Source organism: Mycobacterium lehmannii, from assembly GCF_002245535.1.
In the GTDB taxonomy this organism is placed as follows: Bacteria; Actinomycetota; Actinomycetes; order Mycobacteriales; family Mycobacteriaceae; genus Mycobacterium; species Mycobacterium lehmannii.
Map to the genome: position 1 here is coordinate 100,631 of NZ_NKCN01000010.1, position 21,103 is coordinate 121,733.

Sequence of the window (21,103 nt, forward strand, 5' to 3'; positions counted from 1 at the left end):
CCGTCTCTGGGCGTGCTGATTGCCTTCCAGGTGGCGCAAGGGATCGGCGCAGCCTTGATCTTCCCTGTGTCCGTCAGCGTGCTGACCAACGCCTACCAGAGCCGCAAGGCCAGCCACACGATCGGATTGGCTATGGCATAGCGGCTTTGGGGAACGCGGCAGGCCCACTCATCGGCGGGCTGTTCACCGCTACCATCGGCTGGCGGTGGATCTTCTGGCTCAACCTGCCTCTGACCCTGGTGTCGCTCGCGAATCGACGTGTCCGGGCTGGCGCTCATCAGCACGGGAATCGGATTGTTCACCTTGACCTTTGAACGCGCGCCCGGCCGAGGGTGGGTCTCGGCGACGACGCTGATCGCGTTCTCCGGATCACTGCTTGCGCTGGCCGCCTTCGTCGTCGTCGAAAACAGAGTCCGGTGGCCGCTGGTCGATCTGTCGCTGGTCCGCAACGCGAGATTCACGATTCTGGTGTTGGCCGCCGCGGTCGCCAACATCGTGTACGCGGTGACCATCTTCTTGTCCACGGTGTCCCTGCAGGACGTTCGTGGACTGAACCCGTTGACCGCCGGGCTGATTTTTTCTGGGCCCGGCGGCGGGCGCGGCCATCGGCGGTGTGCTGGCCGGCAGGCTCGCCACCCGTCGCGCACCGGTAGTGGTGATGGGTGCGACGGCGGTCGTCGCCGCCCTGAGCCTCTGCGCACTCGCCGGATCCCGCGGGTGGGCGCTCTATCTGCTCGCGCTCAGCGCGTGCGGTCTGACTCTCGGACTGGTCTATGCGTTCACGACGGTCGCGACGCAGGCGGTGGTGCGTCCCGAGCGGGCCGGAGAGGCGGCCGGGGTATCGCTGGCCGGAGATCGACCGTACTGGAAGTGTTGCAGCACAACGGAATACCAGCTGCGCGTGCGATCGACTCCATACTTGCCGCGCTCGGTGCGCTTCTCCTGGTTGCGGGTGCGATCGTGCTGTGGACCGCCCGGCGAGCGGTTACTCGCTCGGCGCCGTCGCAGCCATCGGCGTCGCCGCGGCCAGCGGGATGACCGGGAGGGCCTCGGGCACATCAGGCGTAACGGGGCCGGGGCCGATGAGTTGATACAGCGGCTGAGTCCAGCGGTATCCACCGGAAGACTTCGTATAGCTGGTGTGGATCAGCGTCGCGACCTTCGACACTTCTTCGGCGTCGGGGTCATAGTCGCAGACGGCATCGCCGAGCTCACACACGCTGATCGTTCGGGCGCCGATGGCCGGCGGGAGCGGCTTGGGTGCGTGAGCCAGAATCGGCCAGTCCTGCGCGACTCCCTTGCCGGCGCCGGGGACGCTGCTAACCGAGCCGATGTTGATGGTCGGGTCGGCGGGCAGGCGGTCACCGTCGGCGATCAGCAACGCGGCCACCACGTTCGGGTTCGTCCCCGCGGCGTGCAGATTGCGGTGCACCACCATCGCCCCCTGCGAATAGCCGGCGAGCACCACCTTCGACTCCGGGCAACGCTGGGTGAACGCCGTGTACTGCGACTCGAGAGCAGCTGCGCCGGTGTCGACGCTGCCCATGAAGCCGAGCCACTCCCCGACGCCGCCGTCGTCATCGGGCACCGCGATCGCCGGGTATGCGACGGCCTCGGCCGTCATCGTCCGTCCGTCGGCGGTCACCAGCTGCTGCACGTCGAGGTAGGACTGGTAGATGTCGTCGCCCATTCCGGCGTTCGAGCTCAGATCGCCGTCACGCTGTCCGGACCCCGCGGCGCCGAACCAGTGCACATCGGGGCAGTCGGGCGCGGCCTGAGCCGAAGCCGTGGAAATACCCGCGAATGCGGCGCCGGCGATCGCGGCGGCGCTGGCGAGCGTGGTGAGACGACCGAACATGAACCCTTACCCTTCTTCGCCCCGACCAGGGCATACGCGAAATACATCGTCGAGGCGTCCGCGTGCGTTACTGCCCACATTCGCGAGACGTACACCAGGGTCGCGATCGTCGAAGAATCGCAGCCCCCTTGTACGTCTCGCGAAGCACACAAACGAAAGCGGCGCCCACCGGATAGGTGAGCGCCGCTTCGCGACAGAACTAGATCACTTGACGATCTTGGTGACCCGGCCGGCGCCGACGGTGCGGCCACCCTCGCGGATGGCGAACCGCAGGCCCTCGTCCATCGCGACGGGCTGGATCAGCTTGACGGAGATGTCGGTGTTGTCACCGGGCATCACCATCTCGGTGCCCTCCGGCAGCGTCACGACGCCGGTCACGTCCGTGGTGCGGAAGTAGAACTGCGGACGGTAGTTGTTGAAGAACGGCGTGTGCCGGCCGCCCTCGTCCTTGGACAGGATGTAGACCTGGCCCTCGAACTCGGTGTGCGGCGTGGTGGTGCCGGGCTTCACGACGACCTGACCGCGCTCGACGTCCTCACGCTTGATGCCGCGCAGCAGCAGACCGACGTTGTCGCCGGCCTGGCCCTGGTCGAGCAGCTTGCGGAACATCTCGACACCGGTGACCGTGGTCTTGGTGGTGTCGGGGCGGATGCCGACGATCTCGACTTCCTCGTTCACGTTGATCACGCCACGCTCGACGCGACCGGTGACCACGGTGCCGCGGCCGGTGATGGTGAAGACGTCCTCGACGGGCATTAGGAACGGCTTGTCGGTCTCGCGGACGGGGTCCGGGATCGACTCGTCGACGGCCTCCATGAGCTCCTCGACCGACTTGACCCACTTCTCGTCGCCCTCGAGCGCCTTGAGCGCCGACACGCGGATGACCGGAGCCTCCTCGTCGAAGTCCTGGGCGGCCAGCAGTTCGCGGACCTCCATCTCGACGAGCTCAATGAGCTCCTCGTCGTCGACCGCGTCAGCCTTGTTCAACGCGACCAGGATGTAGGGCACGCCGACCTGACGGGCGAGCAGCACGTGCTCACGCGTCTGCGGCATCGGGCCGTCGGTCGCCGCGACCACCAGGATCGCGCCGTCCATCTGGGCGGCACCGGTGATCATGTTCTTGATGTAGTCGGCGTGACCGGGGGCATCGACGTGCGCGTAGTGGCGCTTGTCGGTCTGGTACTCCACGTGGGAGATGTTGATCGTGATGCCGCGCTGACGCTCCTCAGGCGCATTGTCGATCTGGTCGAATGCGCGCGACTCGTTCAACTCCGGGAACTTGTCGTGCAGCACCTTGGTGATTGCTGCGGTCAGCGTCGTCTTGCCGTGGTCAACGTGACCAATGGTCCCGATGTTGACGTGCGGCTTCGTCCGCTCGAACTTCGCCTTCGCCACTGTGTGGTCCTCCTGGACTGTTAGTGCTTGTCTAAAGCAGTGTTGATCTTTGCAGTTGTTTCTCGCCGCGAACCAACCGGGGTTACTGCCCCGTCGCCTTCGCGATGATCGATTGCTCGACTCCGAGCCAGCTCCGGGCCTCGGGCTGGCGCCCTCGTGTCCTCACTGCCCCGTCGCCTTCGCGATGATCTCCTTCGACACGGCCGCCGGAACTTCGGCGTACGAGTCGAACACCATGGAGTAGTTAGCCCGGCCCTGGGTCTTCGACCGAAGGTCGCCGACGTAGCCGAACATCTCCGACAGCGGTACCAACGCCTTGACGACGCGGGCACCCGATCGCTCCTCCATGGCCTGGATCTGACCACGGCGGGAGTTCAGGTCACCGATCACTTCACCCATGTAGTCCTCGGGTGTGGTCACTTCGACCGCCATGATCGGCTCGAGGATCACCGGCTGCGCAGCCTGTGCCGCTTTCTTCAGCACCTGCGAACCTGCGACCTTGAAGGCCATTTCCGACGAGTCCACCTCGTGGTAGGCGCCGTCGAGCAGCGTGACCTTGAGGTTGACCAGCGGGTAGCCGGCCAGCACGCCGTACTGCATGGCGTCCTGTGCGCCGGCGTCGACCGACGGGATGTACTCGCGCGGGATACGGCCGCCGGTGACCTTGTTCTCGAACTCGTAGGTCGCCCCGTCCTCGCCGGTGAACGGCTCGAGGTCGATGATGACCTTGGCGAACTGGCCCGAACCACCCGTCTGCTTCTTGTGGGTGAACTCGACCTTCTCGACCTTGCGCTTGATGGTCTCGCGGTAGGCCACCTGCGGCTTGCCCACATTGGCCTCGACCTTGAACTCGCGCTTCATCCGGTCGACGAGGATGTCGAGGTGAAGCTCGCCCATCCCGCCGATGACGGTCTGGCCGGTCTCCTGGTCCAGGTGGACCTTGAACGTCGGGTCCTCTTCGGCCAGCTTCTGGATCGCCGTACCGAGCTTCTCCTGATCGCTCTTGGTCTTGGGCTCGATGGCCACCTCGATGACCGGGTCCGGGAACGTCATCGACTCGAGCACGATCTGCTCGTTGGCGTCCGACAGCGTGTCACCGGTGGTGGTGTCCTTGAGACCGATCACCGCGTAGATGTGCCCCGCGGAAGCCCGCTCGACCGGGTTCTCCTTGTTGGCGTGCATCTGGAACAGCTTGCCCAGCCGCTCCTTCTTGCCCTTGGTGGAGTTGATGACCTGCGAACCGGACTCGACGGTGCCGGAGTAGACGCGAACGTAGGTCAGCTTGCCGAAGAACGGGTGCACCGCGATCTTGAACGCGAGCGCCGAGAACGGCTCGTCGGTCGACGGCTTGCGGCTGATGGCCTCGTCCTCTTTGCCGGGCACGTGACCCTGCACGGACTCGACGTCCAGCGGCGACGGCAGGTAGTCGATGACCGCGTCGAGCATGGGCTGCACGCCCTTGTTCTTGAACGCGCTGCCGCACAGCACCGGGTACAGCTCCGAGTTGACGGTCAGCTTGCGGATCGCGGCCTTGATCTCGTCGACCGAGATCTCCTCGCCGCCGACGTACTTGTCCAGCAGCTCCTCGTCGGTCTCGGCGACCGCCTCGAGCAGCTTGGTGCGGTACTCCTCGGCCTTCTCGGCCAGGTCGGCGGGGATGTCCTCGACCTCGTACTTCTCACCGAGGGCGGTCTCGCCGCGCCACACCTTGGCGCGCATCTCGACCAGGTCGACCACGCCGATGAAGTCGTTCTCCGCGCCGATCGGCAGCTGAATCACCAGCGGCGTGGCGCCGAGGCGCTCCTCGATGGTGCGCACGGTGAAGTAGAAGTCCGCGCCCAGCTTGTCCATCTTGTTGACGAAGCAGATGCGCGGCACGTCGTACTTGTCGGCCTGGCGCCACACCTGCTCGGACTGCGGTTCCACACCTTCTTTACCGTCGAACACCGCGACGGCGCCGTCGAGCACACGCAGGCTGCGCTCCACCTCGACGGTGAAGTCGACGTGGCCCGGGGTGTCGATGATGTTGATCTGGTTGTCATTCCAGAAACAGGTGACAGCCGCGGAGGTGATGGTAATACCGCGCTCCTGCTCCTGCTCCATCCAGTCGGTGGTCGAAGCGCCGTCGTGCGTCTCACCGATCTTGTAGTTGACACCGGTGTAGTACAGGATGCGTTCGGTCGTCGTGGTCTTACCGGCATCGATGTGCGCCATGATGCCGATGTTGCGGACCTTGTTCAGGTCGGTAAGCACGTCCTTCTGTGCCACAGCATTCCCTTCGGGAAGTAAACGGTCTAAAGGCTGGTCTGGATCGCCGTGCTCGCTACGCTCGCGCGCCGAAGCGAGCTTCGACGCTCACCAGCGGTAGTGCGCGAACGCGCGGTTTGCCTCGGCCATCTTGTGGGTGTCCTCACGCCGCTTGACGGCGGCACCCAGACCATTGCTGGCGTCGAGGATCTCGTTCGCCAGGCGCTCGATCATCGTCTTCTCGCGACGGGCCTTGGAGAAGCTGACCAGCCAACGAAGTGCCAGCGTGACCGAGCGATCCGGACGCACCTCCACGGGAACCTGGTAGGTGGCGCCACCGACGCGACGGCTGCGAACCTCGAGTGCCGGCTTGACGTTGTCCAGAGCGCGCTTGAGGGTGACCACCGGATCGGTGCCGGTCTTGTCGCGGGCCTGTTCGAGCGCACCATAAACAATGCGCTCGGCCAACGATTTCTTCCCGTCCATCAGAACCTTGTTGACCAGCTGAGTCACCAGCTGCGACCCGTACACCGGGTCGTTGACCAACGGACGCTTGGGCGCCGGTCCCTTGCGCGGCATCAGCTCTTCTCCTTCTTGGCGCCGTAGCGGCTCCGCGCCTGCTTGCGGTTTTTCACGCCCTGGGTGTCCAGAGAGCCGCGGATGATCTTGTAGCGCACACCGGGCAGGTCCTTCACACGGCCGCCGCGCACCAACACCATCGAGTGCTCCTGCAGGTTGTGGCCCTCGCCCGGGATGTAGGCCGTGACCTCGACCGCGCTGGTCAGCTTGACGCGCGCGACCTTCCGAAGCGCCGAGTTCGGCTTCTTCGGGGTGGTCGTGTACACGCGGGTGCACACTCCGCGGCGCTGCGGGCTGCCCTTGAGGGCCGCGGTCTTCGCCTTGGCGGGCTTGTCGTGGCGACCCTTGCGGACCAGCTGCTGGATGGTTGGCATCTACCGGCTTTCTGTGTTGCTGCTTCTTAAGTTCTGGTCAAGTCTGTGTACTGCGCTTTTACCCCGGGCACGTACCCCGCGACCGGGTGTGTCGCACGCGCCCGCCCGAAACAATTCGAAGCATTGCCTCAATTCTCGGAGCATGGCGACATGCGAATTGGCCCGGCGTGCAGGCACGCTTAGCAGGTCCTTTTCGTACACGGCCCCGCGAAGCGCCTTATCTGCCAGGCACGATCGTCCACAATACCAGGACAGGGGCAGCGCTCCAAACCCGTCGATTATGCCCTAACCGCAGGTCAGAAGACCTTCTCCGGAGGCCTGTGGCGTATGTGGCTAACGACGCTCCATCCCGGAGGCCAACCGCATCACCATATCGCTGTACACCGCGTCGGTGTCGATACCGTCCATCGCCCCGGTCATCTCCAGCAGGACGAAACCGTGCATCGCCGACCAGAATTCCAACGCCGCATAGAACGCGTTCTCACCCTCGAGACCATAGGAGCCCAGGACCGCAATGACGGGCGCGGCGGCCGCCCGGGTGGCTTCGGTGAACTCCGGGTCGTCGCCGCCGAGCGGCATCCTGGTGAAGGCCGAATACCGTCCCGGATGGTGATGCGCATAGCTGCGGTAAGCACTGGCCATCGCGGTCACCGCATCGTCGCGGGTGCGGCCCTCCGCGACGTTGGTGAGCATGCCGATGAGATCGCCGACGACGCGCATCCGCACTGTTCTGCGCAGGTCCTCGAGGCTGTTGACATGGTTGTAGAGCGACGGGCCCTTGGTGCCGAGCTGGGTGGCGAGCGCGTTGATGGTCAGCGCATCCCAGCCTTCGCGATCCAGAAAGGTCAGCGCGGCGCTGACGATCGTCTCGCGACTGAGCCGGGGGGCCTTCCTGGTCGACGTGCTCGGGGGCTGTGCCATGCGCGCCTCGCCCCCTACCGTGTGGTCTGTCCTGGTTGATACCCGGAGAAAACTAACACCTCTAACCGGAATGGCAGCGCTGTGCCCGTCAGGACTAATCAAAGGTCGCCGACCAGCGTTATGCCGCTCATTATCCGACATCCCGCAAACCGAAAGGACCTCCCGCAATGACCTGGAACGGACCCGCCGCAGCGCCCGCCCACCACGACTGGACCAAAGATGGCAGTTGGGTGTTCACCACCCACGGCCCCGACTGCGTCCATCTCTGGGCGCAGAGCAGCGCCCTTGAAGCGCCGCAGATGATCGGCACGCGCACCGCCGCGGGCGCGATCAGTCTGGCGCTGGGCCTACTGCGGGCCGCCGCCGAATACGAAGCCCTCGACGCTGCGATCGTCGGTGACGCCGCGCGCCTGATCGCCGAAATGGAGGCCCGACTCGCCGAAGGTGACGACGATTGAACTGCTGACCCCTCCCCGGCCGGAGAGGGGTCAGGTGCGCAGACGGGGGTTACGAGCCAAGCAGGTCGACGGCCACGGCCGCACCGGCGTCGTGCTGCAGCAACGCGAAATACGCCTCGGCCCGCAGCGTGACGGTGTTGTCACCCAGGTTCGGCAGGCTGGCGAACAGTACATCGGTGCCGTGCGCACTGAACGCCCGCCCGTTGAGCACCACCCCGACGCCTGCCGTTACCGCGGCGTTGACCGCCAGCGGAACCCCGTTGAACCGCACCACTTCGGCGCCGATGGTGTCGCCGGGACCGACCGCGGCCTTGTCGGACAGTTCCGGATAGTCCGCCGGGTTGACCAGCAGCAGCGTGGGTTTCGCCCCGGTCTGCGCCCATATCGTGGCGATGCCCAGGTCGGCGCTGTAGCTGGGCGAGCCCGCGAAACCCAGCGGGGTGCCCGCCGCGGTTTCCAGCGCCGCCGCGGTCGCCGCGTTCACGCTGAACACCACTTCGCTGGCGAGTCGGGCGCTCACCGCCGTCGCGCCGATGCCGAACCGGATCACCTGGTCCGAAACCACCTGGGTCACACCGAACGCCTCCAGCGTGGCGCTGACCTTGGCCGGATCGGCCATCGCGGGCTTGTCGGCCTCCTCGGGCGTGGCGTCCTGGGCGACCAGGGCGGCGTAGCGCGGCCCGGCCACGGTCAGGCTGTCGGCGGGCGTGAACGGGATACTGGCCACCTGCCAGAGCCAGTCGGCCTGTCCCAGCGCTTCGGCGGCCACCGCGCCGCGTGCGCCCGCTGTCGCGCTGGTGACGGAGCGGCACTCCACCGCCGCCCGTGTAGGCACCCCGGCGGCCAGTCCGGCGGCGAACTCGGCCAGCGGGCCGCCGTCGTCGCCGCGCCACCCGGCCGAACGCGCCTCGGCGAGCGCCCGACCGATGACCTCGGAGCGCTCATCGTTGCCCGCCCTCAAGGCTTTCGCTGCGGCCAGCGCGGTCAACTCGTCGCGGTCGATGGCCGTTTGCCCAGCCTCGTCGGGGCTCAGGTCGCGGCATTGGTCATGGGCCAGGGTGAATCGGGTGTTGATGCGACTGCGGCACTCGGCTAGTCGCGCGTCAAGCTCGGCAGGCTCAAGCTCGGCGAGTTGGTTGATGTCGAATCGTGGCATCGGTCTGGGTCCTTTTCGGAATCGTCGTTTCTGAACGGTCCTCTCGACCAACGACGCCCTCTCAGCGACCGAAGCCCTCTCGGCTGGCGAGCCCGGCGCAGCGCCGGGCACCTCCGAGTGTAAATCGGTGCGACACTGGATTGCGACCCGCCGGGCACCACGCCGGTTTGAGACAACATCGGCCCCGGCGCGCGGGAGAGAATGGCTGCCGGATCGTCCCGAACTGCGCGAGTCCGAGTAGTGCGGCTCCATCGGCCCGGCGGGTCGCCTCCGATCAGATCAGGGTGTCGTGCTCGGCGACCGTCAACCCGTGTAAGGCACAGGCCATCTCGTCGCGGCCCGCCGGACGCGACCACGCCGCCGACTCGCAGGTGCGCGGCAGCCCGAGAGCATCGGCGCGATCCCAAGCGTCGGCGTCGACGGCCTCACCTCCGGGTGACTCAAGCCAGCGCCTACGCACCTTTCATCACCTCGAATCGCGTCTTGCGTTCGCGCATCGGGACGGCCACCTCAGCTCCGAAGTCCAGCTTGAGCGTCGCCATCAGGCGGGCCAGCTTGAGTTCTTGCTGGCGCATCTCGGTCAGCGCCGGGTGTGCGCGGGCACCCTGCGACGAATCGGTGATCAGGCCCTCGGCGTCCACGATCTTCTGAAGCCCGTCGATGACGTCCAGGGTCCGGCAGCACCGGGTCAGCAGGACGCGCTCATGCTCGTCGATTTCGTCGCAGCCGTCGACCACGGCCCGCCACAGTCGCCGACCTGAATCGCCCAACCCGCGCGGCGCGTTTGTCCTCGCCGCCATTCGTCCGCCTCCTTCGAGCAGTTCCGAGTATAATCGGGACGTAACGCGCCGAAACATGCTGTAAGTCTGACGCTTTCCCGTCTTCGTGACGACGAATCATGTTGGCGCACAAATCTGGTTCAATTTTCCAGGGCCAAACTCTGACGTTAAACCTATAACGGCGGGCGACAGGTGTTGCCGGCCCAGTCAAGCAGAAAAAAACAAACCCGGCGCCTTTCTGGTACGGTCGTACATCTTTTTCGGTATGCCAGGACCATTTGGTCAAACCCATTGCGGGACAGGCGAACTCGGAGTGTTCAACTTCTGAACACCTCACCAGCGACCTTCCCGGAACTTGCCCGCGATCACGCCGGTCGGCCGCCGCGAGGGCGACAGCGAGCCCACCCAGCGACGGCAGCGCCCCAGCGACGGGCAGGCGTCGCGGCACAGCCGTTCGGCTCGGATGCGGTCGGCGGGCGTCTCACCGTCGAACAGCGGCCCTCGGCCCTTGCACGCCGCGCCGGGCAGCGCGGGCACCGACGCCAGGAAGCGCCGCAGATCACCGACTGGTGTGCTGCTCATAGGCGTCGAGAATCAGCCGCCACGCTCCTGGGCGGTTGGTGCAATCACCGGCGGGCAGATCGCGCGCCAGTCCGGCGCGATAGCACCCGGCGCACAAGACATACCGAAGCGCCCAGCGCGCGATCACGACGAAGTGAAGTGCCCGCCGACCGATGTGGCGACCGCACCAACGGCAGTGCCAGGCGGGGGCCGGGCCGTCGCCCCACGGGTGTCGGCCCGGTGTGAGGTCGTCAGGGACTCGGCAGTGTCGGCAGTCGATCATCGGATGCCCTTTCGTTTGCTGGCGCGGATGGGCTGCCACCCTTGCCACCCACCGTTGGTTTGTTTCTCGCGCGTGCGTTTTCCTGGAATGAATAAGGAGAGGGTGGCAAGGGTGGCATTAATGCAGGTCACGGCGTTTCGTCCTCTTTTTGGGTGACAGCCACGCCGCGCCAAAGCGTGGACCGTTGCCCGCGGATCGATTTGCGCCCAGCGACTTCGCAGCCTCTTTCCCGGAGGGTTGCCGCGATCTCGTTCATCCGCGGCGGGGTCTCGATGCCCTGTTCGGCGCACCAGGCGTCGAGCTCCCTCTTGAGGTCGCTGGAGAAGCACCGCAGGGCCGGGGAGAACTCCAGCGTTTCGGCGATGAACCGGCCGATGACGTCTTCGTCCTTGCGGTACTGGTCGGTGGCGACGCGGACCACGGCGGGTGGGCGCAGCCCGGCGCTGTTGAACCGGACGGCACCGGCGACGATCCAGGCCAAGATGCCCGGCGCTTCGGCCCGCAGTTTGGCGGCGAGCCCCTCGTCGCGTTCGGCCTCGGGGATGGTGACCGCCCACGGCACCAGCCGCAGCCGCCGCCAGATGCCCTCGTCCCGGCCGGCGACAGACGGCTTGTGGTTGGAGAACATGATCAGGGTGTGGGTGGGCCAGAACTCCCACGAGTCCTCGCGCATCCGGCGGCCTTTGAGGCGGTCGCCGCCGGTGAGGTTTTTGACCGATTCGTCGTCGAGGGCTTCGGCGTGCTTGGTTTCCGACGCCACCGCCAGCCGTTTGCGGAACAGGTCGGCGACCACGGTGGGGTGTTGTTCGAAGCGCCCGGCGACAAGAAGGGACTTGTGGGGCACGGCGGTGTAGGGGCCGAGGACGTGCTGAATCGCGCCGTGGAACCTCGACTTGCCGTTTCCGCCGCCGCCGTAGTCGATGTCGACGGTCTCGGTAGGCTCCCCGGTGGCGCTGGCACCGGCACGGGTTTGCAGATACTCGCGGATGTCATCGTCGGGTTGCCACCGTCGCAGGCACTCCTCCCACAGGGGTGCGGTGGCGTCTGGGTCGTAGGCGACGGGGGCCTGCAGGGTGCACAAGTCGGCCGGGTCGTGGGGGCGTAGCTGGCCGGTGCGCAGGTCGATGGTGCCGTTGGCGACGTTGAGCAGCCACGGGTCGGCGTCGAGGTCTTCGTGGTCGACGAGGATTCCCGGCGCGCCGCGGGCCAACCGGATCATCGCCGCGATGGCACCCGAGGTGCCGGACTTGAGCGCCCACGCCCATACGGCCTTGGCGACGCCGTTGGGCTCGTTCTCGGCGGTCTTGGCGGCGAGTTCGAACAGTCCCTTGGCCACTTGCTTGGCGATCTCGGTGACCAGGGCGTCCTTCTCGTCGATGATCCAGCGGCCGCGCCGGTAGACGAGCCACTTGCCCCAGGCGTGCACATAGCGGAGCCGGTGCCCGGCGACCTGCAGGAGTCGGGCGGCGTTGCCGACGTCGGTGGGCCGGTGGCCGTCTGAGAACTTGAGCGCAGGGGACTTGAGCGCAGGGACGGTGTCCTCGGCGGTGGGCTCCTCGGGCTCACCGGCCGATGCCTCCTGCTGCCCGTTGGCGCCGACCCTGTTCAGCCACGCCCAGTTGTCGGGCAGCTTGTCGTCCACGCGGGCACGAACAGCGTCGAGGTCGGCGGCCAACGCTTGGCCGACCGCCCATGCCAGCATGCCGCGCCACTCGGATTCAGCCACCGGACCCACGCGCGGCGCACCTTGCTTACCGCCGGGCATCGGGTCACGGGCGACGGCGGCAAGGAACAGCGCCTTGATGGCCTCGACGGCCGCTGTCGCCGGATACAGGCCCGCGGCTGCCTCTTTGCACGCTCCGGCAAGCGCCGTCACCGTCGAGTGGTGCCGGGACTCCCCGGCGGTGTACTTGCGCTCGAGCGCCTTGACCAGTCCGGCCAGCGCGCCTGGGCGGCTGTCACCGACACACGAGGTCAGAAACGCCGCGATCTGGGCGTCGGTGGCGGCGTCGTCGGCGGGGCTGGCGTCGTCGAGGTCGGCGGCGACGCCAGCGGGCAGCACCGGCACCGGGCCGACCCATTGCCAGCGGTATTCGCCGCCCTCGGGGTGCCACGACGGGGCGACGATGACCACCCCGTTGTGGCCGCGGACTTCGCCCCATCCGCCCGCCAGGCGGCCGGTGCCGTTGCCCAGCGTGCGGCCGGGCGGCTGACGGAACACGTAGTGCCCTCGGCCCGGCGTGTCGGGGCGGCTCGACTGATACGGCGCTGCGGCGCACGCCGTAGCGAGCGCGTCGGGCACCTTGTCGGGGTCGTCTACGTCGAACGCCACAGCGCCGGACCGGCCCAGGTGCAACGCGATGTTGTGGTCGGTGCCCGCGAACCATGCGGCGATGACCTTGGGGTCGCGGGATGATTTGGCGGTCCAGTCGTTACCGACGACGCTGCCGGGATTCTTGCCGGGATTCTTGGGGTCGGTGCGGCGCACCGGCAGCACGTAGAACCCGCATTTGGCGTAGGCCAGCGCGGCGCTCAGGGTGTCGACGTCGGGCGGCAGATCGGGCACCGTCAGCGGCCCGGCATCGCCTAGACTGTCGCTATCGGTTTGGATCGCCGTGCGGGTGCCGGGTTCTGAGAGGGGGCCCGGCGCTTCGCGTTTCATGAGCCATCGCCACCGTTGCGACGGCGTCGGGCCTGAGCGGACTTGAGCGCCATCTTGGCGTAGAACGCTTTGCGCAGATGCTCGGCGCGAACCGGATCGCCACCGGCTTCGGCGAGCCACTTGTCCTCCAGCGCCCGGCGTCCCGGCGCGGTTCGGGCGCTGCGATCTGGGGTGTTGGCCCACGACGTATGGGCGGCAAGTTGTGCACGTAGCACCCGCTCAGATGCGGACAGCATGCTTCGGAGGCCCTTTCAAGGCTTCCGGAGCGCTTCGCCTCCGAGGGTGGGGTGTCCGGTGCATGGACTAAGCGTGTAGCCCTATGCTAACGGCCGGTCGGTCCTGCTACACGTAGATCGTGGTTGCGGCGTGGCGCAGCGGTTTCCGTTTGGGCCGTTTCCGTTTGGCGGCATACGCTTTCGCGATCTGCGCGGCCATCTGACTTCTCGCGGGAAGCGGCGGGTTGCACCGGCACTTGCCGGTGGACCGCCACCCCTCATCGCCGTCGCAGTCGGAGCAGCCGGCGTCGTGGCCCCAGTAGACGGCGACCAGCTTGCCGCAGCGCGTGCACCTGGCAGCGACCAACGGGTCCTCGTAGAAGAACCGATGAAGCGCGCTCACAGGTCCACCACGCCGAGACCGAGACGGGTGAACTCCTCACCCGCGAGATCCTCTGAGGCGGCCTTGACGTATCTGCCGACCATCGCGGTGCTGGTCCAACCGGCGTGAGCCATCAAGCCGGTTTCGGTACCGCCAGCACGCAGCCATCGCACGGCCGCGGTGTGCCGCAGCCGGTGCATGTGAAAGCCGATGATTCCGGCGTCGGCGGCGCGCGCCTTGAGCGCCGTGTGCATGCCGGTGTAGGTGAGGCGCTCACCTTTGGCCGACACCCACAGCGGCCCGGCGGTGGGGCGCAGGACGGCGCGGTGCCGGGCGCGGGTGTAACGGTCCAGAACGCTGGCGGTTCCGACGCTGAAGTGGACGTAACGACCTTTGCCCCCCTTGCCGCGTTTCACGTGCACGACGCAGCGGTCCAGGTCCACGTCGGCGACGTCGAGGGCGAGCATCTCGGCGGCGCGCAAGCCGGTCTCGGCGAACAGGGCGACCAGCGCCTTATCGCGCTTGTCGCGCAGTTCGGTGCCCTCGCACGCCTTGAGCAGCCGGGCCACCTCGTTGTCGGTCAGGTCGGGCACACTGCGCTGGTCGGGTTTGGGCGCTCGCACCGACAACACCTCGGACGGGTCGTAGTCCTCCTCGGTGGCGATCCAGCGGGCGAAGATTTTCAGCACCGACAGGTTCAGCCGAGCCGTGGACACCTCCCCGCTGCGCGACCCCATGTAGGCGACGACGTTGTCACGGGACAATTCGACAGGCCGACCGGTGTCGCGGCAGAACGCCAGGAACGACCGCACGGAGGTGCCGTAGCTGGCGATGGTGTGGCGGCTCTTGCGCTCACCCTTGAGCCTGCGCAGCCACGACGTGAGCAGATCGTCCAAATCCAGCATGGGGCAACCCTCCGCAAACTTCCGAGTTCGGAATAATCCTACAGTGGGAGCGCTGTGCACGGTGCTGGTGTAGTAAACTCGCAGCTAGAGCGCATATCGACGAACGGATCGACTGTAGATTAACACCTCTAGTACGCTCGCAGTCAGTTGACGCGCTCCTGGCTGAGCTCGGCGAGTTGCTCGGTGATCGAGCACAGGTCGGGCAGCGTCGCGGGGTTCATGGTCTGGATGGACCAGGTGATGACGTCGCCGCCCTTGGCCACATAGAAGCTGCACGCATTTCCGTCGAACGCCTTGAAGCCTTTGTTGCCGTCGACGGAGAGTTCGGTCAAGGTGCGGCCGGCCTGTTGTTCCAACGACCGCTCGGTGTCCATATCGCTGCCGCGGTACCACCAGGTCGAGATGCCCATCCCCGCGCCGACGGTGCCGAACATGGTGTTCTCTTGCCAGAAGCAGCCCGCGTCGCTGACGACGGCCTTGGTGAACCCGTCCGTCCCGGCGGCCGCCGCGATGTCGGCGTCGGTGATCCCGTTGCAGTCCACGCTGCGGAATCCGCCGTCCGGGTTCGCGGGCGCCGGAGAGGCCGGCGCGTCATCGGACGATCCGCAGGCCGTCAGCGTGGCGGCGCAGGCGGCGAGCGCGACGAGTCGGAGAGTCCAGCGCGCGGGCACGGGTCACATCTCCGACTTCAGGGTGGCCGAGAGGAGCTGGTGGGCTTCCCGGCACGGATCACCGGCGCGCTGATTGCGAAACTGCACCCACCAACTCAGCACCCCGCTGCCCGCCGCGGCGGTGACCGAGCACGCCGCGCCCGTGACGTCGCGGCGCGCGACGAACGCCGGATGGCGTTCCATGACGGTCTCGGTGATCTTCGCGCCGCGCTCGGTGGCCAACGCGCGTTCGCGATCGAGGTTTCCGGTCTGGAACCAGGAGAACGTCGCGTCGATCGTCACGTCGCCGCGGAACGCCACGTACTGGCAGACCGCTCCGCTGTAGGGCCGCACGACGCTCTCGGCTCCCAGGATCTCCTGGACGGTGTCGTCGTCGAGCAGGGCGCAGCGGTCGTCGACGTAACCGTAGTTCCGTTCGGGATCCGGTACGGCCGGCGTGGCTCGCTGCGCGGTTCCGCTGACGGTCTCAGCACACCCCGCCACCGTCACCACCGCCACGACCGCCGCGACAGCAATCGGAAACCGCCAACGCATCGCCGCTCACGCTACCTAGCGCGACCGTCAATAGCGACTCGGGTGAACGTCTGTGGATCTCGCCGGTCGCGACGTACGCTTCCTCCATGATGTGGACAGCTGTGACTCGGTCACTGACGGCATCCGCCGTGGTGTTCCCGCTGATCCTCGCCGCTCCCGTGGCGCAGGCGGAACCGGTGGTCTGCAACCCGTTGGCGCGCGAGTGCGCCGACAACAGCGTCGTCGGTCGCCATCAGGGAACCGACACCACGATCACCGGTATCGGTGTTGTCGAGACGATCGACTGCGCCAACTCCACGCTGCTCGTCAACGGCGCGAACAATCAGATCACCACGCTGGGCACCTGCTGGGCGGTGACGATGCAGGGCAACGGCAATGTCGTCGTCGCCGACAACGTGATCAACGACATCACGGTCTACGGGTGGGACCAGACCGTGTTGTACAAAAGCGGCAACCCGATCGTCTTGGACCGCGGACGTGAACTGGGAATGACCAACCGCATCAACCGGGTACCCGCATGAGCATGCGAGCCACATCCATCGCCTATCCCCTCATCGGTGCGGCCGCCGCCGCGTTTCTGTTCACAGGCTGCGGATCCGAAAGCTCAGACACCAACACCCCCACCGCGACGGCGGGCACGTCGGGCGCCCAGGTCGAGGTCGGCAACACGATCAACTACGGCTCGTTCGGCACGACCGCCGACATCGACTGCGCCGACGGCAAATCGCTCAACATCGGCGGGTCGAACAACACCCTCACGGTGAAGGGCACCTGCGCGAACGTGAACATCGGCGGCGCCGACAACAAAGTCACCTTCGAGCGGGTCGACAAGGAGATCAGCGTCGTCGGCCTCAACAACACGGTGACCTACAAAGACGGTGATCCGAACATCAACGACACCGGCAACAACAACACGATCACCAAGGGCTGAAACCCCGCTCTTTTCTGCGCGAGAGACCGTGTCTGCACAAGACACGCCGCGGGTCTGCGGCACTTTGCGGTCGCTCGCGCCGGGTCGACGGTCCGCAGGCTGCGCTAGGCGTTGGCGCCGTGCCTGCCCGCACCGGCCGCGAAACGGGCTGCCCCCTCCAGGGATTCGGCGGCGACGCGCGACATGCTGCCGAACTCGAAGTCCATCGCCTCGGGCTCCGAGCGGCCCCACTGGCTCAGAGCCGACAGCCGATCGGCGCGCATGCACTGCTGCGGCAGCTGGGCCAGATCCGCGGCGAGTTGCTCCGCCCGCTGGCGTGCTTCACCGGTGGGCACCACCCGGTTGGCCAAACCCATCGCAAAGGCCTCCGCCGCGTCGACGGCACGGCCGGTGAGGATGAGGTCCATCGCCCGGCTATGGCCGATCAACCGCGGTAACCGCACGGTCCCACCGTCGATCAGCGGGACACCCCAACGCCGGCAGAACACCCCCATGATCGCGTCCTCCTCGACGACGCGCATATCGCACCACAACGCCAACTCCAGACCGCCGGCCACGGCGTAGCCGCTGACCGCCGCGATCACCGGTTTGGACAACACCATTCGACTCGGACCCATCGGGCCGGGGCCGGTGCGGTGTACCGGGTTGGCATCGGGCGTTCCGAATGCCTTCAAATCCGCTCCGGCACAGAAAGTTCCGTTGTCACCCCACAACACCGCGACGGCGGCCGAGTCGTCCTTGTCGAACTCGTCGAAAGCGGCGTACAACCCGGCGGCGGCAGGGCCGTTGACGGCGTTGCGCGCCTCGGGTCGATTCATGATCACCGTTGTCACGGCGCCGTTCTTCTCGACCCGCACTCCGCCCGTCATCTCGCCTCCATCAGTTGGTCGCGTCGCGTGAGCGACAATCCAGTGTTATCGCGCCGCGCAGACAACTCCGCGGCAAAGTCGTTGTAGGCGCAGCGCAGCGCCGCGCCCGGCCAGTCGTCGGGCAGCAGTTCCTCCGGCAACACCGGATCGGTGAGAAGGTGACGCACGATTGCGGTCGCAGCGACGAACCGGTCGGGAACCTCGGGCGCCGAGCCGATCTCGTCGAGCAACGACTGGCCCTCCCGCGCCCAGGCCGGCAGATCCCACAGCAGGCATACCAACTCGGCGGGTTTGGCGTCACGGGAAACCAACAGCCGTACCCGATGCAACACCTCAGGTGGCAGCGCGGTGTCCAGGTTGTCCGGTCGCAGCCACACCCCCTCGCGCAGTTCGGCGAATCGGCCGTCTTGCAACGTGCTTCGCAAACCGGCCCTGGCGCGGGGGTCGGACCCGATGCTGGTGATCACCACCGTGGTCCAGTCGCCGCGCCACGGCCGCGTCCGGGGGTTGATGGCGTCGTCCTGCCGTCGTTGCCGCGCCAGCAAGCGGTCGGACAACCGGTAGCCGTCCTCGGAACGAACCAGATCGCCTGCGCCGACCATCCGCGTCAACGCGACCCGCACCGTTGACTCCCTGATGCCGAAATCTGCTGTGAGCTTGACCAGTTCACTCGCGGTCGCCCATGCCGGATGTGCCCCCAACAGGACGCTCAGCACGACGGAGCGGGCGGTCATCCGCGACAGCGACTTCGTCATCAGACTTCCGAAGCCCTGCGGCCGTGGTCACCGAACGGCTCGTCGCGCTGCCGGACCGCCTCCCGGAAGCCGTGTTCGCGTGACTGTGCCACGAATGCGTGCCCTTCTGGGGTGTGGCGGGCGATGCCGTCGAAGACGGTGGAGACCATCGCGCTGTTGGCCGTCCCCTGCGAATACAGCGCGGAGTTCATCGCCAGCTTGACCATGATCAGCTGGTTGATCGGTACGCGGGAGATCCGCTCCACCAACCGTTCGGTGCGCGCATCCAGCTCCTCGGGCGGCGGCGCCTCGACCGCCAACCCCCATTCGGCGGCCTGCGCACCCGTTATCGAATCCCCGGTCAGCAGAAGGCGTTTGGCGCGCTGATCGCCGAGGCGGTGGGCCCACATCCCGGCCGCGGGCACCCCCCACACGCGGGTCGGCGGGTAGCCGATCTTGGCGTCTGAAGCGGCGATCACCTGATCGGCGTGCAGCGCGATGTCGGTGCCGCCCGCGACACAGTAACCGTGGATCTTGACCACCGTCGGCTTGTCACAGTGCATCAGGCTGGAGAAGCCGCGGACGAACCGACTCATCATCTGGTAGTCGATCATCGGGTCCCACGGCTGATCCGGCAGGTGGTTGACGGCCTGCGTCCTGCCCGACAGCACGGTGTCGCGGTAGGGGCTACCGCCACCGGCAGACGACGATCCCTCGGCGTAGGCGGACAGATCGAATCCGGCGCAGAACCCTTCGCCCCGACCGGAAACCAGAATCACGTGTACGTTCGGGTCGAGGTCGGCGCGTTCGACGAGCGCGGACAACTCCAGCGGTGTGTCCGCGACGATCGCGTTACCCTTCTCCGGTCGGTTGAACGTGATGCGGGCGACCCGGTCCGTGACCTCGTAGGTCATGGTCTTCAGATCGTCGAAGTCGACCGGCCTGATCGCGTGGGTCATCCCTTGACCAAAGCACGTTCGATGATCGGCGCGAGATCGAGTCCGGTGGGCAGGGTTCCGAACGCACCGCCCCAGGCGCCACCCATCCGGGTGGCCAAGAACGCTTCCGCGACGGCGGGGTGCCCGTGGCGCACCAACAGCGAACCCTGCAGCGCGAGGCTGATGTCCTCGGCAACCTTGCGGGCGCGGTACTGAATGGTCTCGAGTTCACCCAGGGCCGGCCGCAATACCTCGACGTGGGCATCGAGACGCGCGTCCGCACCCGCGGTCCGACCGAGTTCGTCGAACAGCACGTCGATGCACTCCGGGCGAGTCGCCATGGCGCGCAACGTATCCAGCGCGCTGACGTTGCCAGACCCCTCCCAGATGCCCATCAGCGGCGCTTCCCGGTACAGCCGCGGCATGCCCGACTCCTCGACATAGCCGTTGCCGCCCAGGCACTCCATCGCCTCGGCCGCGTGCGGGGTGGCGCGTTTGCACACCCAGTACTTGCCGGCCGCCAGGCCGATGCGCCGCAGCAGGGTCTCGCGGGTGTCGCCGCGCACTGCGGCATCGGTCGCGCCGGCCATGCGCATCGCCAGGATCGTGGCCGCCTCGGCCTCGACCGCGAGGTCGGCCAGCACATTGCGCATCAGCGGCTGATCGATCAGGTACTCGCCGAACGCCTTTCGGTGCTGGGTGTGATGGATCGCGCGGGCGAGCCCGTTGCGCATGCTGGTCGCGCTGCCGAGCGCGCAGTCCAAACGTGTCAGGTTGACCATCTCGATGATGGTCGGCACGCCGCGGCCCTCTTCGCCGACGAGCCAGGCGACGGCGCCGTCGTATTCCACCTCCGACGACGCGTTGGCGTGGTTGCCGAGCTTGTCTTTGAGTCGCTGCAGGAACATCCGGTTGCGGCTGCCGTCGGGCAGAACTCGCGGCAACAGGAAGCACGAGAGCCCGCCGGGCGCTTGGGCGAGCACCAGGAAGATGTCGCACATCGGCGCCGAGGTGAACCACTTGTGCCCGCGCAGTGAGTAACTGCCGTCGCCGTTGGGGGCCGCCTCGGTGGTGCCGGCCCGCACATCGGATCCGCCCTGCTTCTCGGTCATCGACATGCCGGCGGTGATACCGGCCTTGGTGGTAGGCACCTTGAGCTCGGGGTCGTACTCGCGACTGACCAGCAGCGGCTCATACACCGCCGCCAGTTCGGGGTTGTGGCGCAGTGCAGGCACCACGGCGTAGGTCATCGAGATCGGGCAGATGTGACCGGGTTCGGGTGTCCACACCGAGGTCTTGGCGGCGCGCACGACGTGTGCTCCCGGCCGATCGTCGGCCCACGGTGCGGCATGCAAGCCGTGCCTGATGGCCACGGTCATCAGCGAGTGGTAGGCGGGGTCGTACTCGACCTCGTCGACGCGATGGCCGTAGCGGTCGTGCGTGCGCAGAATCGGCTGGTTGCGGTCGGCCAGCTCGCCCCAGCGCTGCGCCTGCTGCGAGCCCGACAGCGCGCCCAACTCGGTGACCTCGTCAAGGCCCCATTCGCCGCCCTCGCGGATCAGCGCCTCGGTGAGCACGGGCGAGGTCGCCGGGTTGTAGTCCTCCAGCGGAGGGGCCTGGTTGGTGACGACATGCGTATCTGGCATGAGAC

General features: G+C 67.0%; 24 protein-coding genes. 3 read left to right on the forward strand and 21 right to left on the reverse strand.

Going from position 1 to position 21,103, the window contains the following annotated elements; all coding sequences use genetic code 11:
- Nucleotides 1–92: 92 nt before the first annotated feature.
- The 7 genes from CEX87_RS27235 to CEX87_RS13385 all read right to left on the reverse strand — a co-directional run bounded on the left by CEX87_RS27235 (nucleotide 93) and on the right by CEX87_RS13385 (nucleotide 7,374).
- Nucleotides 93–524, reverse strand: coding sequence for a hypothetical protein (locus CEX87_RS27235; RefSeq protein ID WP_158220774.1), 432 nt, complete (start codon nucleotides 522–524; stop codon nucleotides 93–95).
- A 461-nt stretch (nucleotides 525–985) separates the two neighbouring features.
- On the reverse strand, nucleotides 986–1,858 hold the full coding sequence (locus CEX87_RS13360) for a cutinase family protein (RefSeq protein ID WP_064419525.1): 873 nt from the start codon (nucleotides 1,856–1,858) through the stop codon (nucleotides 986–988).
- 204 nt (nucleotides 1,859–2,062) lie between these two features.
- Nucleotides 2,063–3,253, reverse strand: a complete 1,191-nt coding sequence (gene tuf / locus CEX87_RS13365; protein WP_064400138.1) for an elongation factor Tu — start codon at nucleotides 3,251–3,253, stop codon at nucleotides 2,063–2,065.
- Between the two features lie 162 nt (nucleotides 3,254–3,415).
- Nucleotides 3,416–5,521 carry an elongation factor G gene (gene fusA / locus CEX87_RS13370; RefSeq protein WP_082693965.1) on the reverse strand — a complete coding sequence of 702 codons (2,106 nt, stop codon included), beginning with the start codon at nucleotides 5,519–5,521 and terminating at the stop codon, nucleotides 3,416–3,418.
- 87 nt (nucleotides 5,522–5,608) lie between these two features.
- A complete protein-coding gene (rpsG, locus tag CEX87_RS13375) occupies nucleotides 5,609–6,079 on the reverse strand; it encodes a 30S ribosomal protein S7 (protein WP_064400139.1) in 471 nt (156 codons plus the stop codon).
- Nucleotides 6,079–6,453, reverse strand: a complete 375-nt coding sequence (rpsL, locus tag CEX87_RS13380) for a 30S ribosomal protein S12 (RefSeq protein ID WP_064345572.1) — start codon at nucleotides 6,451–6,453, stop codon at nucleotides 6,079–6,081. The genes rpsG and rpsL overlap by 1 nt, the downstream gene beginning before the upstream one ends.
- Before the next feature lie 333 nt (nucleotides 6,454–6,786).
- A complete protein-coding gene (locus CEX87_RS13385; protein ID WP_064419526.1) occupies nucleotides 6,787–7,374 on the reverse strand; it encodes a TetR/AcrR family transcriptional regulator in 588 nt (195 codons plus the stop codon).
- 167 nt (nucleotides 7,375–7,541) lie between these two features.
- Between CEX87_RS13385 and CEX87_RS13390 the strand changes: the two genes are divergently transcribed.
- On the forward strand, nucleotides 7,542–7,832 hold the full coding sequence (locus CEX87_RS13390; protein ID WP_094287660.1) for a hypothetical protein: 291 nt from the start codon (nucleotides 7,542–7,544) through the stop codon (nucleotides 7,830–7,832).
- Between the two features lie 49 nt (nucleotides 7,833–7,881).
- Here CEX87_RS13390 and CEX87_RS13395 read toward each other — a convergent pair whose 3' ends face one another.
- From CEX87_RS13395 to CEX87_RS13440, 10 genes are all read right to left on the reverse strand, one after another.
- Nucleotides 7,882–8,988, reverse strand: coding sequence for a hypothetical protein (locus CEX87_RS13395; protein WP_094287661.1), 1,107 nt, complete (start codon nucleotides 8,986–8,988; stop codon nucleotides 7,882–7,884).
- A gap of 274 nt (nucleotides 8,989–9,262) precedes the next feature.
- Nucleotides 9,263–9,448, reverse strand: a complete 186-nt coding sequence (locus CEX87_RS13400; protein WP_094287662.1) for a hypothetical protein — start codon at nucleotides 9,446–9,448, stop codon at nucleotides 9,263–9,265.
- Nucleotides 9,441–9,788: a P27 family phage terminase small subunit gene (locus tag CEX87_RS13405; RefSeq protein WP_198957220.1), complete on the reverse strand. Its 348-nt coding sequence runs from the start codon at nucleotides 9,786–9,788 to the stop codon at nucleotides 9,441–9,443. The genes CEX87_RS13400 and CEX87_RS13405 overlap by 8 nt, the downstream gene beginning before the upstream one ends.
- Before the next feature lie 312 nt (nucleotides 9,789–10,100).
- Entirely contained in the window at nucleotides 10,101–10,349 is a 249-nt protein-coding gene (locus tag CEX87_RS13410; RefSeq protein WP_094287663.1) for a hypothetical protein, read from the reverse strand.
- Between the two features lie 389 nt (nucleotides 10,350–10,738).
- Nucleotides 10,739–13,273: a phage/plasmid primase, P4 family gene (locus tag CEX87_RS13415; protein ID WP_094287664.1), complete on the reverse strand. Its 2,535-nt coding sequence runs from the start codon at nucleotides 13,271–13,273 to the stop codon at nucleotides 10,739–10,741.
- Nucleotides 13,270–13,509: a hypothetical protein gene (locus tag CEX87_RS13420; RefSeq protein ID WP_094287666.1), complete on the reverse strand. Its 240-nt coding sequence runs from the start codon at nucleotides 13,507–13,509 to the stop codon at nucleotides 13,270–13,272. The genes CEX87_RS13415 and CEX87_RS13420 overlap by 4 nt, the downstream gene beginning before the upstream one ends.
- 106 nt (nucleotides 13,510–13,615) lie before the next feature.
- Entirely contained in the window at nucleotides 13,616–13,891 is a 276-nt protein-coding gene (locus CEX87_RS13425; RefSeq protein ID WP_094287668.1) for a hypothetical protein, read from the reverse strand.
- Nucleotides 13,888–14,775 (reverse strand): tyrosine-type recombinase/integrase, encoded by an 888-nt coding sequence (locus tag CEX87_RS13430; protein WP_094287670.1) that lies wholly within the window; start codon nucleotides 14,773–14,775, stop codon nucleotides 13,888–13,890. Before CEX87_RS13430 ends, CEX87_RS13425 begins: the two co-directional genes overlap by 4 nt.
- A 143-nt stretch (nucleotides 14,776–14,918) precedes the next feature.
- The gene (locus tag CEX87_RS13435) at nucleotides 14,919–15,446 is read right to left on the reverse strand and encodes a DUF3558 family protein (RefSeq protein WP_064426573.1); all 528 of its coding nucleotides are present in this window, start codon (nucleotides 15,444–15,446) and stop codon (nucleotides 14,919–14,921) included.
- Between the two features lie 3 nt (nucleotides 15,447–15,449).
- A complete protein-coding gene (locus CEX87_RS13440; RefSeq protein WP_064426572.1) occupies nucleotides 15,450–15,980 on the reverse strand; it encodes a DUF3558 domain-containing protein in 531 nt (176 codons plus the stop codon).
- A gap of 86 nt (nucleotides 15,981–16,066) precedes the next feature.
- Here CEX87_RS13440 and CEX87_RS13445 point away from each other — a divergent pair, with 86 nt between their 5' ends.
- Nucleotides 16,067–16,501 (forward strand): DUF3060 domain-containing protein, encoded by a 435-nt coding sequence (locus CEX87_RS13445; protein ID WP_064400143.1) that lies wholly within the window; start codon nucleotides 16,067–16,069, stop codon nucleotides 16,499–16,501.
- 2 nt (nucleotides 16,502–16,503) lie between these two features.
- Entirely contained in the window at nucleotides 16,504–16,911 is a 408-nt protein-coding gene (locus tag CEX87_RS13450; protein WP_094287672.1) for a DUF3060 domain-containing protein, read from the forward strand.
- 104 nt (nucleotides 16,912–17,015) lie between these two features.
- On the opposite strand, the gene CEX87_RS13455 is transcribed toward CEX87_RS13450, so the two are convergent.
- The 4 genes from CEX87_RS13455 to CEX87_RS13470 are packed head-to-tail and all read right to left on the reverse strand — an operon-like array spanning nucleotide 17,016 to nucleotide 21,098.
- The gene (locus CEX87_RS13455; protein ID WP_064419528.1) at nucleotides 17,016–17,780 is read right to left on the reverse strand and encodes a crotonase/enoyl-CoA hydratase family protein; all 765 of its coding nucleotides are present in this window, start codon (nucleotides 17,778–17,780) and stop codon (nucleotides 17,016–17,018) included.
- Nucleotides 17,777–18,535, reverse strand: a complete 759-nt coding sequence (locus CEX87_RS13460) for a PaaX family transcriptional regulator C-terminal domain-containing protein (protein WP_094287674.1) — start codon at nucleotides 18,533–18,535, stop codon at nucleotides 17,777–17,779. Before CEX87_RS13460 ends, CEX87_RS13455 begins: the two co-directional genes overlap by 4 nt.
- Nucleotides 18,535–19,473: a crotonase/enoyl-CoA hydratase family protein gene (locus CEX87_RS13465; RefSeq protein WP_064419529.1), complete on the reverse strand. Its 939-nt coding sequence runs from the start codon at nucleotides 19,471–19,473 to the stop codon at nucleotides 18,535–18,537. The genes CEX87_RS13460 and CEX87_RS13465 overlap by 1 nt, the downstream gene beginning before the upstream one ends.
- The gene (locus CEX87_RS13470; protein WP_064427267.1) at nucleotides 19,470–21,098 is read right to left on the reverse strand and encodes an acyl-CoA dehydrogenase family protein; all 1,629 of its coding nucleotides are present in this window, start codon (nucleotides 21,096–21,098) and stop codon (nucleotides 19,470–19,472) included. Before CEX87_RS13470 ends, CEX87_RS13465 begins: the two co-directional genes overlap by 4 nt.
- Nucleotides 21,099–21,103 lie beyond the last annotated feature (5 nt).

What these genes read in the sequence shown, in the direction of transcription:
- CEX87_RS13465 (WP_064419529.1), bottom strand. Translation starts at nt 19,473, where the DNA reads ATGACCCACGCGATCAGGCCGGTCGACTTCGACGATCTGAAGACCATG.
- CEX87_RS13410 (WP_094287663.1), bottom strand. Translation starts at nt 10,349, where the DNA reads ATGAGCAGCACACCAGTCGGTGATCTGCGGCGCTTCCTGGCGTCGGTG.
- CEX87_RS13405 (WP_198957220.1), bottom strand. Translation starts at nt 9,788, where the DNA reads ATGGCGGCGAGGACAAACGCGCCGCGCGGGTTGGGCGATTCAGGTCGG.
- CEX87_RS13470 (WP_064427267.1), bottom strand. Translation starts at nt 21,098, where the DNA reads ATGCCAGATACGCATGTCGTCACCAACCAGGCCCCTCCGCTGGAGGAC.
- CEX87_RS13420 (WP_094287666.1), bottom strand. Translation starts at nt 13,509, where the DNA reads ATGCTGTCCGCATCTGAGCGGGTGCTACGTGCACAACTTGCCGCCCAT.
- CEX87_RS13430 (WP_094287670.1), bottom strand. Translation starts at nt 14,775, where the DNA reads ATGCTGGATTTGGACGATCTGCTCACGTCGTGGCTGCGCAGGCTCAAG.
- CEX87_RS13450 (WP_094287672.1), top strand. Translation starts at nt 16,504, where the DNA reads ATGCGAGCCACATCCATCGCCTATCCCCTCATCGGTGCGGCCGCCGCC.
- CEX87_RS13415 (WP_094287664.1), bottom strand. Translation starts at nt 13,273, where the DNA reads ATGAAACGCGAAGCGCCGGGCCCCCTCTCAGAACCCGGCACCCGCACG.
- rpsL (WP_064345572.1), bottom strand. Translation starts at nt 6,453, where the DNA reads ATGCCAACCATCCAGCAGCTGGTCCGCAAGGGTCGCCACGACAAGCCC.
- CEX87_RS13385 (WP_064419526.1), bottom strand. Translation starts at nt 7,374, where the DNA reads ATGGCACAGCCCCCGAGCACGTCGACCAGGAAGGCCCCCCGGCTCAGT.
- CEX87_RS13445 (WP_064400143.1), top strand. Translation starts at nt 16,067, where the DNA reads ATGATGTGGACAGCTGTGACTCGGTCACTGACGGCATCCGCCGTGGTG.
- CEX87_RS13395 (WP_094287661.1), bottom strand. Translation starts at nt 8,988, where the DNA reads ATGCCACGATTCGACATCAACCAACTCGCCGAGCTTGAGCCTGCCGAG.
- CEX87_RS13390 (WP_094287660.1), top strand. Translation starts at nt 7,542, where the DNA reads ATGACCTGGAACGGACCCGCCGCAGCGCCCGCCCACCACGACTGGACC.
- CEX87_RS13360 (WP_064419525.1), bottom strand. Translation starts at nt 1,858, where the DNA reads ATGTTCGGTCGTCTCACCACGCTCGCCAGCGCCGCCGCGATCGCCGGC.
- CEX87_RS13460 (WP_094287674.1), bottom strand. Translation starts at nt 18,535, where the DNA reads ATGACGAAGTCGCTGTCGCGGATGACCGCCCGCTCCGTCGTGCTGAGC.
- CEX87_RS13440 (WP_064426572.1), bottom strand. Translation starts at nt 15,980, where the DNA reads ATGCGTTGGCGGTTTCCGATTGCTGTCGCGGCGGTCGTGGCGGTGGTG.
- rpsG (WP_064400139.1), bottom strand. Translation starts at nt 6,079, where the DNA reads ATGCCGCGCAAGGGACCGGCGCCCAAGCGTCCGTTGGTCAACGACCCG.
- CEX87_RS13455 (WP_064419528.1), bottom strand. Translation starts at nt 17,780, where the DNA reads ATGACGGGCGGAGTGCGGGTCGAGAAGAACGGCGCCGTGACAACGGTG.